The sequence below is a fragment of the Enterobacter cloacae complex sp. 277I4 genome, from assembly GCF_050031465.1.
In the GTDB taxonomy this organism is placed as follows: Bacteria; Pseudomonadota; Gammaproteobacteria; order Enterobacterales; family Enterobacteriaceae; genus Enterobacter; species Enterobacter cloacae.
Window position 1 is genome coordinate 4,087,342 of sequence record NZ_JBLGWC010000001.1, and the last position, 15,581, is coordinate 4,102,922.

The 15,581-nt window shown below is 54.2% G+C and carries 14 protein-coding genes; 7 read left to right on the forward strand and 7 right to left on the reverse strand.

Annotated elements, in window-relative coordinates; all coding sequences use genetic code 11:
• Positions 1–6 precede the first annotated feature (6 nt).
• Positions 7–1,332, reverse strand: coding sequence for a PTS sugar transporter subunit IIC (locus ACQG19_RS19855; RefSeq protein WP_013098563.1), 1,326 nt, complete (start codon positions 1,330–1,332; stop codon positions 7–9).
• Positions 1,333–1,632: 300 nt separating this feature from the next.
• Between ACQG19_RS19855 and ACQG19_RS19860 the strand changes: the two genes are divergently transcribed.
• Positions 1,633–2,670: a LacI family DNA-binding transcriptional regulator gene (locus tag ACQG19_RS19860; RefSeq protein ID WP_222168925.1), complete on the forward strand. Its 1,038-nt coding sequence runs from the start codon at positions 1,633–1,635 to the stop codon at positions 2,668–2,670.
• Here ACQG19_RS19860 and lysA read toward each other — a convergent pair.
• The gene (gene lysA / locus ACQG19_RS19865; RefSeq protein WP_222168924.1) at positions 2,640–3,902 is read right to left on the reverse strand and encodes a diaminopimelate decarboxylase; all 1,263 of its coding nucleotides are present in this window, start codon (positions 3,900–3,902) and stop codon (positions 2,640–2,642) included. The genes ACQG19_RS19860 and lysA overlap by 31 nt on opposite strands.
• Before the next feature lie 122 nt (positions 3,903–4,024).
• Between lysA and ACQG19_RS19870 the strand changes: the two genes are divergently transcribed.
• Complete coding sequence (locus ACQG19_RS19870) at positions 4,025–4,951, forward strand: LysR family transcriptional regulator (protein WP_038983870.1); 927 nt, start codon at positions 4,025–4,027, stop codon at positions 4,949–4,951.
• Here ACQG19_RS19870 and ACQG19_RS19875 read toward each other — a convergent pair.
• The gene (locus ACQG19_RS19875; protein ID WP_038983872.1) at positions 4,946–5,638 is read right to left on the reverse strand and encodes an aspartate/glutamate racemase; all 693 of its coding nucleotides are present in this window, start codon (positions 5,636–5,638) and stop codon (positions 4,946–4,948) included. The two genes, ACQG19_RS19870 and ACQG19_RS19875, sit on opposite strands and share 6 nt — an antisense overlap.
• A gap of 135 nt (positions 5,639–5,773) precedes the next feature.
• On the opposite strand from ACQG19_RS19875, the gene ACQG19_RS19880 reads away from it, so the two are divergent.
• Positions 5,774–6,097: a cupin domain-containing protein gene (locus ACQG19_RS19880; protein ID WP_013098568.1), complete on the forward strand. Its 324-nt coding sequence runs from the start codon at positions 5,774–5,776 to the stop codon at positions 6,095–6,097.
• Between the two features lie 40 nt (positions 6,098–6,137).
• On the opposite strand, the gene wzz(fepE) is transcribed toward ACQG19_RS19880, so the two are convergent.
• Positions 6,138–7,262 carry an LPS O-antigen length regulator Wzz(fepE) gene (gene wzz(fepE) / locus ACQG19_RS19885; RefSeq protein WP_013098569.1) on the reverse strand — a complete coding sequence of 375 codons (1,125 nt, stop codon included), beginning with the start codon at positions 7,260–7,262 and terminating at the stop codon, positions 6,138–6,140.
• A gap of 408 nt (positions 7,263–7,670) precedes the next feature.
• On the opposite strand from wzz(fepE), the gene ACQG19_RS19890 reads away from it, so the two are divergent.
• Genes ACQG19_RS19890 through ACQG19_RS19905 form a run of 4 tightly spaced genes read left to right on the forward strand, consistent with a single transcriptional unit; the run spans position 7,671 to position 11,893 of the window.
• On the forward strand, positions 7,671–8,561 hold the full coding sequence (locus ACQG19_RS19890; RefSeq protein ID WP_013098570.1) for a carbohydrate ABC transporter permease: 891 nt from the start codon (positions 7,671–7,673) through the stop codon (positions 8,559–8,561).
• Positions 8,554–9,456 carry a carbohydrate ABC transporter permease gene (locus tag ACQG19_RS19895; RefSeq protein ID WP_023620436.1) on the forward strand — a complete coding sequence of 301 codons (903 nt, stop codon included), beginning with the start codon at positions 8,554–8,556 and terminating at the stop codon, positions 9,454–9,456. Before ACQG19_RS19890 ends, ACQG19_RS19895 begins: the two co-directional genes overlap by 8 nt.
• 12 nt (positions 9,457–9,468) lie before the next feature.
• Entirely contained in the window at positions 9,469–10,593 is a 1,125-nt protein-coding gene (locus ACQG19_RS19900) for an ABC transporter ATP-binding protein (protein ID WP_058679598.1), read from the forward strand.
• Between the two features lie 13 nt (positions 10,594–10,606).
• Complete coding sequence (locus ACQG19_RS19905) at positions 10,607–11,893, forward strand: ABC transporter substrate-binding protein (protein WP_040021666.1); 1,287 nt, start codon at positions 10,607–10,609, stop codon at positions 11,891–11,893.
• A gap of 69 nt (positions 11,894–11,962) precedes the next feature.
• Here the strand turns inward: ACQG19_RS19905 and araE are convergent, their stop codons facing one another.
• The 3 genes from araE to kduI form a co-directional block, all read right to left on the reverse strand.
• Positions 11,963–13,396, reverse strand: coding sequence for an arabinose-proton symporter AraE (gene araE, locus ACQG19_RS19910; RefSeq protein WP_286012102.1), 1,434 nt, complete (start codon positions 13,394–13,396; stop codon positions 11,963–11,965).
• Positions 13,397–13,690: 294 nt separating this feature from the next.
• Positions 13,691–14,452 carry a 2-dehydro-3-deoxy-D-gluconate 5-dehydrogenase KduD gene (kduD, locus tag ACQG19_RS19915; RefSeq protein WP_013098575.1) on the reverse strand — a complete coding sequence of 254 codons (762 nt, stop codon included), beginning with the start codon at positions 14,450–14,452 and terminating at the stop codon, positions 13,691–13,693.
• 63 nt (positions 14,453–14,515) lie between these two features.
• Positions 14,516–15,352, reverse strand: coding sequence for a 5-dehydro-4-deoxy-D-glucuronate isomerase (kduI, locus tag ACQG19_RS19920; protein ID WP_013098576.1), 837 nt, complete (start codon positions 15,350–15,352; stop codon positions 14,516–14,518).
• Positions 15,353–15,581: the final 229 nt, after the last annotated feature.

The window sequence follows — 15,581 nt, forward strand, 5'->3', positions numbered from 1 at the left end:
GCATCCTCACGGGTTGTCAGTGGCCTGCTGCAGCGCGGCCTGCTCTGCGCGGCGTGAAGCGATTTTCACAAACGGCAGATAGATAATGACGGCAGTCACAATGCAGATGAGCTGGGTGATCACCGCCCCCATCGAACCCGCCGTAGAGAGCCATGCGTTGATCAGCGGCGGCGTCGTCCACGGCACCATCACCACCGCTTTACCGGCAAACCCGGTCACGGTGGCGAAGTAGCCGATGGAGCCCGTCACCAGTGGAGTGATAATGAAGGGAATGGCGAGGATCGGGTTAAGCATGATTGGCATACCGAAGATCACCGGCTCGTTGATATTAAAAATCCCCGGGCCGATGGAAAGCTTGGCGATCTCTTTCATCTCCTTGCGTTTGGTGGCAATCATCACCGCGATCAGCAGGCCGATAGTCAGGCCCGAACCGCCGATGCTCATATATACATCCCAGAACGGCATGGTGATGATGTTCGGCACCTCTTTACCCTGCTCAAACGCGCTCATGTTGACGGTGATCGCCCCCAGCAGCAGCGGCTCGCGGATCGGCTTGATCATCTGGTTGCCGTGGATACCAATCACCCAGAAAAGCTGTGCAACGAACATCAGCAGCAGGATCCCAGGCAGACTTTGCACCACCCGCTCCAGCGGCTGTTGCACCACCTGATACACCGCGTCGTAGAGATACATCCCGGTGATCTGATGAAACACAAACCCCAGCGTGGCAATGGCAGTGGTGGTAATAATCGCCGGGATCAGCGCGGAGAACGACGCGGCCACGTTAGGCGGCACGGTGTCCGGCATTCGGATCTTCAGCCCCGGGCGGTTCTCCAGCCAGCAGTAGATTTCAACGGACAGAATGGCGATAAACATGCCGAGGAACAGGCTGCGGGTATCTGAGAACTGGCGCAGCAGCACATCTTTCACCACGTGCATTTCGCCATCCACCAGCATCTCCACGGTGGTGGGCGTCACGCAAATAAAGCAGATCACCGCCAGCAGCCCCGGGAAAAGGGATTTGATACCGTTGATGCGCCCCAGCTCAATGCCAATCAGGAATACCGCACCAATGTTAAGGAAGTTCAGCGTGGCGTAATTCAGCGCGCTGGTGATCGGCTTTAGCGCGGCGAGGAACGACAGCGACGAGAAGCTCGCCAGGCCGTTTTTCGGATCCAGCACCATATTGGAGATCAGCACAGAGAACGCCCCAACGATGATGACCGGCATTAAGGTAATGAAAGCTGACTTGATCGCCATGATATAGCGATAACTGTTGAATTTAGTGGCGAAACTGCCCAGAGCGTCGATCAGTTTTTCCTGCAATGCCATAGGGTATTACCTCAGTAAAAGGGCTTTTATTGGATAAGGTGTACAGCCGGATACTATTGGCATACCAAAAATAGCTTTATGAGGGTAATGGTTCTGTGATTAAGCTCTCAACACCACCAGCGGTATTCCAGATCGTGATTTATGACCAATTTGGTATACCAATTGCAGCCATTTCTTCGGTTCTGACAGATCGTTACTGAAAAGCGTGATCGTGATGGGCGTTTTGCCCTTCCCGCGTCGCTTATGCGCCGGATGGTCTGTGTTAAACTGCAGATCGTTACGTGGAATCAGGAATGTCTAATGGCAACAATGCTGGATGTCTCACTGCGCGCAGGTGTATCAAAAGCCACGGTATCGCGCGTGCTGAACGGCACAGGTCAGGTCAAAGAGAGCACGCGTCAGCAGGTGTTCGCGGCAATGGAAGAGCTGGGGTATCGCCCGAATTTTCTCGCGCGTTCGCTTGCTAACCAGACCAGCAACAGCATTGGTCTGGTGGTCTCTACCTTCGATGGCTTTTACTTTGGCCGCCTCCTTCAGCAGGCCTCCCGGCAGACCGAAACGCACGGGAAGCAGCTGATCGTCACCGATGGTCATGACGCGCCGGAACAGGAAGAACAGGCGGTACAGATGCTGGCCGATCGCAAGTGTGACGCCATTGTGCTCTACACGCGCTACATGAGCGAAAAAGCGATCATGAAGTTGATCCACTCCGTGCAAACCCCGCTGGTGGTCATCAACCGGGAAGTCAGCCAGGCTCCCGATCGCTGCGTCTTCTTCGAACAGCAGGATGCCGCCTTTAAGGCCGTGGATTACCTGATAAACCAGGGCCACCGGGAGATCGCCTGTATTACCGTCCCTATCCACACCCCTACCGGTAAAGCCCGCCTGATGGGCTACCGTAAGGCGCTGGAAAAGCACGGCATTCGTCTGGATGAGCGCCGGATTAAGTACGGCGATGCGGGCATGACGCGGGGGTATGAACTGTGCAGGGAGTTGATTGCTAACGGTGTGCCGTTTAGCGCCCTGTTTGCCTGTAACGATGATATGGCGCTGGGAGCCTCCAAAGCCTTGCACCAGGCAGGGCTGAAGATCCCGCAGGATATTTCACTGTTTGGCTTTGACGATGCGCCCAGCGCAAAATGGCTGGAGCCTGCGCTCTCATCGGTTTATCTGCCGATAGATAATATGATTGTCACGGCCATCGACCAGGCGATCCGGCTGGCAAAAAACCAGCCGGTAGAAGCGATCCCGCCGTTTACCGGTACGCTGGTACTACGCGACTCGGTAACCACGGGGCCATATTTTACTCAGACGAGTTCCAGCGCCAGCAGCTCCTGAATGGTCTGGCGGCGACGGATCAGCCGCGCCTTGCCGTTATCAAACAGCACTTCCGGCAGCAGCGGGCGGCTATTGTAGTTAGAAGACATCGACGCCCCATAAGCGCCGGTATCGTGCAGCACCAGATAATCCCCGGGTTTCACCTCCGGCAGCGCGCGGGTTTCTACTTTACCCCCTTCCTGCTGGGTAAAGACATCGCCCGATTCACACAGCGGGCCTGCGACAACCGTATCAATACGTGGGGCGTCGGTTAAATCGCGGCCATCGGCGGCGAGCGCTGAAATATGGTGGTAACTGCCATACATGGACGGACGCATCAGGTCATTAAAGCCCGCATCAATCAGCACGAAGTGTCGCGATCCCATCTCTTTCACGCTACGCACCTGAGCAACCAGCACGCCAGATTCCGCCACCAGGAAACGACCCGGTTCAATTTCGAGCTTCACCGGATGCCCGACATGCGCGACAACTTTGTCGCGGGCGGCACTCCACAGGCCGTAATAGTGATCGGTATCGATCGCCTCTTCCCCTTCACGATAAGGAATCGAGAGGCCACCACCGGCGGAGATCGCCTCCAGATCCTGCCCAAAGTCGATAACCTGACGCACCATCGCGCCGCACACCTGTTCCAGGTGACCGTAATCCACGCCCGAACCAATGTGCATATGAATGCCCACCAGCTTCAGGTTGTAACGCTGTAATACCTCTAGGGCGGCTGGCATATCGGCATACCAGATGCCGTGTTTACTGTTTTCACCGCCAGTGTTGGTTTTCTGGCTGTGACCATGGCCAAAACCGGGGTTCACACGTAGCCAGACGCGGTGGCCGGGGGAAACCTGTCCAAGCTGTTCCAGCATATCCACAGACCCGGCATTAACCGGGATCTGCAGTTCATGCACGCGGGCAAGCGTCGCGTCGTCGATCAGATCCGCAGTAAAGACAATTGCGTCAGGATCGGTTTTAGGATCGAAGCCAGCCGCCAGCGCGCGCTCGATTTCACCCAGCGACACGGAGTCAACCTTCACGCCCTGCTCGCGCATCAGGCGCAGGATATGGATATTGGAGCACGCCTTCTGGGCAAAACGCACCACGTCAAACTGATGCAGCGCGGCAATCTTCTCGCGAACGATTTGCGCATCGTAGACCCATACCGGGCAGCCAAACTCGGCAGGCAGGCGCAGCAGGTTGTCGGCATTTAAATCGGTGTCAGTCTGGTTAAGCGGGCGTGGCATGGTCTTCTCCGGGTGGTCATCTTTTTTATGATTACGCCACAGCAGAAAGAGAATAAAAAATATCGTTTTATCGCGAGTCTATGCAAAAATGATATGGACAGTCCTTCGCTTCCAGGTGCCCTATGCCCGCCGTCAACTTACGCCATATTGAGATTTTTCACGCCGTGATGACCGCCGGCAACCTCACCGAAGCCGCGCAGATGCTGCACACCTCGCAGCCTACGGTAAGCCGCGAGCTGGCACGGTTCGAGAAAGTGCTGGGACTGAAACTGTTTGAACGCACCCGGGGCCGGCTGCACCCAACGGTACAAGGGCTGCGTCTGTTCGAGGAAGTGCAGCGCTCGTGGTATGGGCTGGACAGAATTGTCAGTGCGGCGGAAAGCCTGCGCGAGTTTCGTCAGGGCGAACTGTCGATTGTCTGCCTGCCCGTCTTTTCACAATCCTTTTTACCGATGCTGCTGCAGCCTTTTCTGGCCCGCTATCCGGAGGTCAGTCTCACTATCGTGCCGCAGGAATCTCCGCTGCTGGAAGAGTGGCTTTCAGCGCAGCGTCACGACCTGGGGTTAACCGAAACCCTCACTACCCCCGCAGGTACGGAGCGCACGGAACTGCTCACGCTGGATGAGGTTTGCGTGCTTCCTGCCGGGCACCGGCTTGCCAGTAAAGCAATGCTGACCCCCGCTGATTTCCACGGGGAAAATTACATTAGCCTGTCGCAGACCGACAGCTATCGACAACTGCTGGACACGCTGTTTGCCGAACATCAGGTAAAACGCCGGATGGTGGTGGAAACGCACAGCGCGGCCTCAATATGCGCGATGGTACGTGCCGGGGTAGGCGTAGCCGTGGTTAACCCGCTTACGGCACTGGACTATGCCGGGAGCGAGATTGTGATTCGCCCGTTTAGCCTCTCCGTCCCGTTTACCGTCAGCCTGATCCGCCCCCTGCATCGCCCGGCGTCGGCACTGGTAGATGCCTTTACCGGGCATTTGATTGAGCATGCGCGTGAGGTGGCGCTTCGCTTACCTGACCGGCAAAATCCGTTATGACAGCATAAACTCAACGGCATCGGCAGCGTGAATGGCGGCAGTGTCGAATACCGGGATCGCGCTTCGCTCAGCCGGTACCAGCAGGCCGATCTCGGTACAGCCGAAGATCACCCCTTCTGCCCCCTGCCGGGCAAGTTGTTCAATCACGCTGACGTAATACGTCCGGGAAGACTCACTGAAGGTGCCGAGGCAAAGCTCATCAAAAATAATCTGATTAATGCGCGCCCGGTCGGCGTCATCCGGGATCAGACTTTCGATACCAAACTCACTGCTCAACCGGCCACGGTAAAAATCCTGCTCCATGGTGTAGCGCGTACCCAGCAGCGCCACGCGACGCATCCCCGCCGCGCCAATCGCGCGCCCGGTCGCATCCGCAATATGCAAAAACGGCAGCGGGCAACGCGCTTCAATGTGCGAAGCGACTTTATGCATCGTGTTGGTACAGAGCAAAATCCCTTCGGCACCGGCACGCTGAAGCCCGAGTGCCGCCTGCGCCAGTATCTCTCCGGCTTTGTCCCATTCACCGCTCGACTGGCACGCTTCGATCTCATGGAAGTCCACGCTGTGCAGCAGCAAACTGGCAGAATGCAGTCCCCCGAGGCGCTGCTTCACCCCTTCATTAATTAAACGATAGTAGGGAATGGTCGATTCCCAGCTCATGCCACCCAGCAGGCCGATTGTTTTCATTATCCCTCCTTCTCTGTTTATCTCAGTGAAGCAAACTTGTGATCGCGTTTCCAGTTCTTTGTCGCGCCGTTTCTTTTTAAAAAGAGGTGATATAAATTAAATGAAACAATATTTCATTTTATAATGAGGGAAGGCATGTTTATTTTCCACAACGAGACCACGCTTGACGATCTGGGTAACGGCGTAACCCGTCGGATCCTGGCCCATAGCGGTAAGATGATGGCGGTTGAAGTGAATTTCGCCCAGGGCGCGATTGGCCCGATGCATAGCCATCCGCATGAACAGCTAACCTATGTGCTGTCCGGTGAGTTCGAATTCACCATTGGTGAAGAGAAGCATATTGTCAGGGCCGGCGATACGCTCTACAAAGCGCCGCATGTCATGCACGGCTGCGTATGTCTTCAACCCGGCACCCTGCTGGATACCTTTACCCCCGTACGGGAAGATTTTCTGCAATAAAAAAGGGCGCTGATTTCAGCGCCCTTTTTCTCTGCGTCAGTTATTCCGCTACCGGCTCTGGCAGCGGGTTACGGCTAAGCATCGCTTCACGAAGCAGCACGCTACCGCAGGCGAACAGCCCACCCAGGATCCCCGCCAGCATGACAATCAGCGCTTTCCCCGGGCCATCTTTTTTCACCGGCATGGAAGGTGAAAGCTGATACTTGAAGGGTTCCAGTTTAACGTCTTCAACGGAGAGTTTTTTCAGCTGCGCCAGATAATATTCACGGTTCTGGAAGTCTGCATTCAGCTCAGACACATCCTTAAGATTTTTCTCAATCTGCAATTTCTGCGCGATACCGTCAGCGCCGAGGGCAACGGAGTAATCCGGATCGTCTTTTACGGCCTGTCCGTTGCTGTAGACAGGTTTCTTAATACCCGCCGCGTTAGCCACTTCCAGCGAATAGTTAAGACGCTGCAGATTGGTGTTGTGAATATTGGTCAGACGCACCCGATCCAGATCCAGCTGCTGCTCTACCACCTTCGTTTTCAGGGCGAGCTGGTTACGGATATTCAGCATGATCTCTTGCTCGACAATCGCGGCAATATACTTGATATACCCTTCCAGAACGGTTTGCGCATCTCCCGCCGTGGGGGCGGTAAAGCTGAGCGTCCAGGAGACGTAAGGCGCTTTATCCGCGTCTTTTACCTGAGTGTTATCAATCGCTTTCATCTTCTCAGAGATATTGACCACCGCACGATGCAGCTCCAGCGGATCCACGTTTGTCCCCTCAAGCTGTGACATAACGTAAGGGGAGGATTTCATATACTCTTCAAGCAATGACTGCGACTGAAACTTTTTGATAAACAGTCCAAACACTTCATCACGGGACACTTTTACGTCCACATCCAAAACCTGGAGTGCCACCATCATCTGGCGCAGCGGGTTCCACTGCGTCTGTTCGGCAGGCGTGATCACCGCTTTACTGGTCCATTTCTGCGGCAGTAAAAAGGCAATCGCCAGTCCGGCCAGCGCAAACGCGAACGCAATTGCGATGATGCGTTTTTTGGCGGCAAGCAGGATGTCTAACAGCCCCAAAAGGTCGATTTCTTTAGTGCTGACAGCCGGGGTGGCATAAGAAGGAAAATCGAGGTCCGTGTTTTTTTTGAAATCCATCGCTGACATAGACGTTCTTCTGTTAAGAGTGCAGGTAATTTCTGCCTCGTGAGTTCAAGTGGTCCGATGATACAAGAAAGTAAGAATAATCTGAACGCGATATTGATCTATCTGTGTACTGGCTATCAAAGTTGGTAGTTAGTACCTTTCCGGTATTATTGTTATTAATCATCCGCTTTTCTTTCTGCTTACATGCAAGACCTGCCTTGATCGCCAGAAATAGCGGCAAAATGCCACTCTCCTCACTTTATTGAAACAGCGTTTCGATGCTGATCACATTTCCATCATTAAGCGAATGACGCGGGAAAAAATAGCCATAATATAAAATAAAACACTGTTTTATTATTCGAAAACTACGGTTCGGATGTCATGAAACTCATACCGTCATTTCACCCACTGATTGCCAGGTAGGTCTGTATGAATGAAAACAAGCTGCTGGGGCTCGCATGGATATCACCCTACATTATTGGGTTGATACTCTTTACGGCTTTCCCCTTCGTCTCATCGTTTTTCCTCAGTTTTACGGATTACGATTTGATGAGCCCACCGGTGTTTAACGGCATCGAAAACTATCGCTATATGTTTACCGAAGACACGCTCTTCTGGACATCAATGGGTGTCACGTTCGCGTATGTATTTTTGACCATTCCGCTGAAGCTCGCGTTTGCATTAGGGATTGCGTTTGTTCTCAACTTCAAATTACGCGGGATCGGCTTTTTCCGTACCGCTTACTATATTCCGTCGATCCTCGGCAGTTCCGTGGCGATTGCTGTGTTGTGGCGCGCCTTATTTGCGATAGATGGTCTGCTGAACAGCTTTATTGGCGTATTTGGCTTCGACCCGGTGAACTGGCTGGGTGAGCCCTCTCTGGCGCTGATGTCCGTGACCCTGCTGCGCGTCTGGCAGTTCGGCTCCGCGATGGTCATCTTCCTGGCGGCGCTGCAAAACGTTCCGCAGTCACAGTATGAAGCGGCAATGATCGACGGCGCGTCCAGATGGCAAATGTTCATGAAAGTGACCGTGCCGCTGATTACGCCGGTGATTTTCTTCAACTTCATCATGCAAACCACTCAGGCATTCCAGGAATTTACCGGGCCGTACGTCATTACCGGCGGCGGGCCAACCTACTCGACCTATCTGTTCTCGCTCTACATCTACGACACGGCGTTCAAATATTTCGATATGGGTTATGGCGCGGCGCTGGCGTGGATCCTGTTCCTGGTGGTGGCCGTCTTTGCCGGTATCGCCTTTAAGTCGTCGAAATACTGGGTGTTCTACTCCGCCGATAAAGGAGGCAAAAATGGCTGATATTCAACACCTTTCCGCGGCAAGAAGCGTTGCCGAACGCGAGGTTGCCCGTACGCAGCGCAGAGAGAAAATCAACGCCACCGTTCGCTATACGATCCTGCTGTTTGTCGGCCTGCTGATGCTCTACCCGCTGGTGTGGATGTTCTCAGCGTCGTTCAAACCGAACCACGAGATCTTCACTACCCTGAGCCTGTGGCCGGCACATGCCACCTGGGACGGGTTTATCAACGGCTGGAAGACCGGGACCGAGTACACCTTCGGCCATTACATGCTGAACACCTTTAAGTATGTGATCCCCAAAGTGATCCTGACCATTATCTCCTCCACCATTGTGGCGTATGGTTTTGCCCGCTTTGAGATCCCGTGGAAAAAATTCTGGTTCGCCACGCTCATCACTACCATGCTGCTGCCCAGCACCGTGCTGTTGATTCCGCAGTACCTGATGTTCCGTGAAATGGGCATGTTGAACAGCTACATGCCGCTGTACCTGCCGCTGGCCTTCGCCACGCAGGGGTTCTTCGTCTTTATGCTGATCCAGTTCCTGCGCGGCGTGCCGCGTGACATGGAAGAGGCGGCGCAAATCGACGGCTGTAACTCCCTTCAGGTGCTGTGGTACGTGGTGGTGCCGATCCTGAAACCGGCCATTATCTCCGTCGCCCTGTTCCAGTTCATGTGGTCAATGAATGACTTTATCGGGCCGCTGATTTACGTCTACAGCGTGGATAAATACCCGATTGCATTAGCGCTGAAAATGTCCATCGACGTTACCGAAGGTGCGCCGTGGAACGAAATTCTGGCAATGGCGAGCATCTCCATTCTGCCATCCATCATTGTGTTCTTCCTGGCCCAACGCTACTTCGTGCAGGGCGTCTCCAGCAGCGGAATTAAAGGTTAAGAGGGAAATATCATGGCTGAAGTTGTCTTCAATAAACTGGAAAAGGTTTACTCCAACGGCTTCAAAGCCGTACATGCTATCGACCTGAAGATCGCGGAGGGGGAGTTTATGGTGATCGTCGGTCCATCCGGCTGTGCCAAGTCCACCACCCTTCGCATGCTGGCGGGGCTGGAAACCATCAGCGGCGGTGAAGTGCGGATCGGCGATAAGATCGTGAACAACCTCGCACCGAAGGAGCGCGGCATTGCGATGGTGTTCCAGAACTACGCGCTCTACCCGCACATGACGGTGCGCGAAAATCTGGCCTTTGGTCTGAAGCTGAGCAAACTGCCGAAAGAGCAAATTGAGTCGCAGGTAAACGAAGCGGCCAAAATCCTTGAACTGGAGTCGCTGCTTGACCGCCTGCCGCGTCAGCTTTCCGGTGGACAGGCCCAGCGCGTCGCGGTTGGCCGCGCGATTGTGAAAAAGCCGGACGTGTTTCTCTTTGACGAACCGCTGTCAAACCTTGATGCCAAGCTCCGTGCCTCGATGCGTATTCGTATTTCAGATCTGCATAAGCAGCTGAAGCAGTCCGGTAAACCGGCCACCACCGTCTACGTCACGCATGACCAGACCGAAGCGATGACCATGGGCGACCGTATCTGTGTAATGAAGCTGGGCCACATCATGCAGGTCGATACCCCGGATAACCTCTACCACAAGCCCAACAACATGTTCGTCGCGGGATTCATCGGTGCACCGGAGATGAACATTCGTAAAAGCCAGCTGGTGGAAAAAGCCGGGCAACTGCACATCACCCTCGGCAATGAAACCATGCCGCTCAATGCGCAAACGCAGGAAAAAGTCGCTGCTTACGCCGGTCAGGACGTGTTCTACGGCGTGCGCCCGGAATTTGTGTCGATCTCAGACTCGCCTTTCCCGGATGGGTGCAGCGGCGAAATGGTGCGCGTGGAGAACATGGGCCACGAATTCTTTGTGTACCTGAAGGTTGCGGACAACGAACTGACCGCCAGAATCCCTTCGGAAGAGGCTAAGCCGATGATTGCTAAAGGGCTTAACCGCAAAGTCTATTTCCGCTTCGACATGAATAAGTGCCATATTTTTGACGCAAAAACTGAACTGAACCTCTCTCTCTGATGGAGCAAGAAAAATGAAAAATGTGCTTTTAAGCGCAGCAATCTCCGCGACCCTGGGCCTTACTGCTTTGCCATCGATGGCGCAAAATACCGATTTACGTATGTCCTGGTGGGGCGGTAATGGCCGTCACCAGGTGACGCTGAAAGCGTTAGAAGAGTTCCATAAACAGAACCCGGACATTAACGTTAAGGCGGAATATACCGGCTGGGACGGGCATCTTTCCCGTCTGACCACCCAGATTGCAGGCGGCACAGAGCCGGATGTGATGCAAACCAACTGGAACTGGCTGCCGATCTTCTCGAAAACCGGCGACGGCTTTTACGATCTGAACAAAATGAAGGACGTGATAGATCTAAGCCAGTTTGATGCCAAAGAGCTCCAGTCCACAACGGTCAACGGCAAGCTGAACGGGATCCCAATCTCCGTGACCGCGCGCGTCTTCTACTTTAACGACGAAACGTGGAAAAAAGCGGGCATCGACTACCCAAAAACCTGGGACGAACTGATGGCCGCCGGTAAAACCTTCGAAAGCAAGCTCGGCAAGCAGTATTACCCTGTCATACTGGAACACCAGGACACGCTGGCGCTGCTGAATTCTTACATGGTTCAGAAATACAACATCCCTGCCGTGGACGAGAAAACCAAAAAATTCACCTACAGCAAGGCGCAATGGGTGGAGTTCTTCCAGACCTACAAAAAACTGATTGATAGCCACGTGATGCCGGACACCAAATACTATGCGTCGTTTGGCAAGAGCAACATGTATGAGATGAAGCCGTGGATCCAGGGGGAATGGGGCGGCACCTATATGTGGAACTCCACCATCAACAAATACTCCGATAACCTCAAGCCACCGGCAAAACTGGTGCTGGGCAGTTACCCGATGCTGCCGGGTGCCACGGATGCGGGCCTGTTCTTCAAACCGGCACAGATGCTGTCGATCGGTAAATCGACCAAAAACCCGGAAGCGGCGGCAAAGCTGATTAACTTCCTGCTGAACAGTAAAGAGGGCGTGGAGACGCTGGGCCTGGAGCGTGGCGTACCGCTGAGCAAAGTGGCGGTTCAGTACCTGACTGAAGCCGGTACCATTAAAGAAAACGACCCGTCGGTTGCAGGCCTGCGTCTGGCGCAGTCGCTGCCTGCAAAACTCAGCGTGTCCCCTTACTTTGACGATCCGCAGATTGTGGCGCAGTTCGGCACCTCGCTGCAGTATATCGACTATGGTCAGAAATCGGTGGAAGAGACCGCTGCAGATTTCCAGCGTCAGGCTGAGCGTATTTTGAAGCGGGCGATGCGTTAAAAGGCGACGCCTTACCGGGCCGACAAGGTATTGTAGGCCCGGTAAGCGAAGCGCCACCGGGCAATAACATTACACGCCAATATTACGTAATTTCTCCCCGCTCATCAGCTTGCGTTCAATATGCTCCAGCGTCACGCCTTTGGTTTCAGGAATCAGCCAGAAGGTCACCCCGATAAACACCACGTTCAGTACCGTGTAGAGCCAGAACGTTCCTGCTGCGCCAATGGCATCCAGCAGCGTCAGGAAGGTTGCGCCGATGATCATGTTCGACACCCAGTTGGTGGTGGTGGAACAGGTGATGCCAAAGTCGCGGCACTTCAGCGGCTGAATTTCAGAGCACAGGATCCACACCACCGGTGCGGCGCTCATGGCATATCCGGCGATACACATCATGGTCATCCCGACAGAGAGCCAGGAGAGACCGCTTGAGGCGGTGCCATTATCAAACTGCATCAGACAGTAACCGAGGATCAGCGTACCGAGCGCCATTACGCTAAAGCCAATCTTCAGCGCCGGTTTACGACCGGCTTTATCCACGGTAAATACCGCGATAAACGTGGCAAACATAAAGGTCAGCCCGACCACCAGCGTTGCAATCATCTGCTGTTCAGTGGTGGTAAATCCGGCCATTTTGAAGATACGCGGCGCGTAATACATGATGATGTTCATCCCGGTGAACTGCTGCATCGCCTGCAGCAGCATGCCAAGGAACACCGCGCGACGCACGTTGCGGTTGGCTTTAAACAGCGACCAGCCGCCCTGCTTCAGCTTCAGGCTTTCGCGGATCTCGTTCAGCTCTTCACGCGCTTTCTCTGAGGTATCACGCAGCATGCGCAGCACCTCTTCCGCTTCCACGTGACGACCTTTCTGCGCCAGCCAGCGCGGGCTGTTCGGCAGGAAAATCACCAGCACAATCAGCAACAGCGCCGGCAGCGCCAGCACGCCCAGCATGGCGCGCCAGTTACCGCTGTAGCTGAAGTAAGTATCTGACAGAAACGCCAGTACGATACCCAGCGTGACCATCAGCTGGTACATACTGATCATCTTGCCGCGCACGTTCTCGCTCGCCATCTCCGAGAGATACAGCGGCGCGGTGTAGGAGGCAATCCCGACCGCCACGCCCAGCAGGACGCGGGAGAGCAGCAGCACTTCCACGTTGGTGGCGAACGCAGAGCCAATGGAGCCAGCCACAAACAGAATTGCCCCAACCATCAGGCTATATTTGCGCCCGAGACGGAACGAGAGCCAGCCGTTGAACAGCGCGCCGATGGCCGCGCCAAGCATCATGCTGCTCACCACCCACTCCTGCAGGCGACTGCTCAGCGTAAAGTGATCGGTAATAAACGGTAATGCGCCAGCAATGACGCCGATATCCAGTCCAAATAACAAGCCAGCCACTGCCGCCGCAATGGAGACAAACTGGTTCATGCGGCGAGTATCGCGCAGCGCCGCGGGCATGAGGGTAGAGTCATTTATAGATGTCATAGTTTCCTGCCTGAACAGAGAAATTCGTTAAGTGAAATTACGAGATAGGGAAGAAAAGTGTCAGGCCTGAATTCGCGAAGATATGGATTATTTCGCTATGGCATGGCGATCTGTGATGGACATTACAATTTCAACTCACGGTGAAATATCGCCATATTTTACTAATTGATTAATATTTAAGTAATAAAACTGTGATGCGCGTCATTTATGATTTTTTAGTATGGATTTTTCATCTTTGTCGATATGGATAATGACAATTTTTGAGCAAAAAAAACCTCCACCCGCAGGCAGAGGCTCTTTCGTCAGCGCGAATTAACGCGCCAGCCAGCCGCCATCAACCGCTACGGTATAACCGTTGATGTAGTCCGACGCCTTCGATGCCAGGAACACCACAGGCCCTTTCAGATCGTCCGGCAGCCCCCAACGCCCTGCAGGGATTCGGTCAAGGATTTCCGCGCTACGCTGCTCGTCCGCACGCAGCTGCTGGGTATTGTTGGTCGCCATGTAGCCCGGGGCAATGGCGTTAACGTTGATATTGTGCTTCGCCCATTCGTTCGCCAGCAGACGGGTGACCCCCATCACTGCGCTTTTTGACGCGGTGTAAGACGGCACCCGGATGCCCCCCTGGAAGGAGAGCATGGAGGCGATATTGATAATCTTGCCGCCATTCCCCTGAGCGATGAAGTGTTTCGCCGCCGCCTGAGACATAAAGAACACGCTTTTGATATTCAGGTTCATCACGTCGTCCCAGTCGCGCTCGCTGAAGTTAATCGCGTCTTCACGGCGGATCAGCCCGGCATTATTGACCAGAATATCGATATGACCGAATTCCGCCACGGCGCGATCCAGCAGGTCAGGAATGGCGTCGATTTTACGCAGATCCGCGGTCAGGCTCAGGAAACGGCGGCCCAGCGCGGTCACGCGCTCGATGGTTTCCGTAGGCTCGACGATGTTGATGCCCACGATATCGCAGCCCGCTTCTGCCAGCCCCAACGCCATGCCCTGGCCCAGACCGGTGTCACAACCGGAAACCACAGCCACTTTACCTTGCAGAGAGAATGCATCCAGAATCATGTTTGTTCCTTACTCTTTCGATGCCTGTCAGCAACAGGCAGATTTATGCTTAACTGCCCGCGACTAGCGCAGATCTTTTACCGCGACGTGGTCCATGTCATCAAAGACCTGGTTTTCACCGACCATTCCCCAGATGAAGGTATACGCCTTCGTCCCCACACCGGAGTGAATTGACCAGCTTGGAGAGATAACCGCCTGCTCGTTATGCATCACGATATGGCGTGTTTCCTGCGGTTGCCCCATCATGTGGAATACGCAGGCATCCTCATCCATGTTGAAGTAGAAATAGACCTCCATGCGGCGCTCGTGGGTATGGCACGGCATGGTGTTCCACAGGTTGCCCGGCGCCAGCTCGGTCAGCCCCATGCTGAGCTGGCAGGTCTCCAGCACATCCGGAACGAAGTATTTGTTGATGGTGCGACGATTGCTGGTGAGGTTATCGCCCAGCGTCACCGGGGCTACGTCTGCCGGGGTAACTTTTTTGGTAGGACAGGTGGTGTGAGCCGGGGCGCAGTTGTAGTAAAACTTCGCTGGCGTGCTGCCGTCGACGCTGGCAAAAACCACCTCTTTCGCGCCCTTGCCGACATACAGCGCGTCGCGGTGACCAATTTCGTAGCACTGACCGTCAACCGTAATGGTGCCCGGCCCGCCAATGTTAATCACGCCCAGTTCACGCCGTTCCAGGAAATAGCTCACGCCGAGCTGCTTACCCACTTCCCCACCCACGGAGACAGTTTTGGTCACCGGCATAATTCCGCCCACAATAATGCGGTCAATGTGGCTGTAGACCATGGTGTAGCGATCGGCTTCGAACACCTGCTCAACTAAAAATTCACTGCGCAGCCCCTGCGTGTCGAGGGTTTTGGCGTGCGCGCTGTGGATGCTTTGTCTGACGTCCACGATAACCTCCAGAATGGATCGTGCCCGAAGGCAGAAAATTAACGAAACGACGTTCCGTTTTAAGGATAAGCACAGTGTAAACGCCCATAATGGGGTTTTCAATTACATTTAAAACATCGTTTCATTTTTTGTGATTCTTTATACCAGAAATGGTGTTCCGATCACGGAAGCGTCAGGATTCGCCGCTTCACCTCACTCAAACTGACAAACTGCGCGATAAGTCACACTA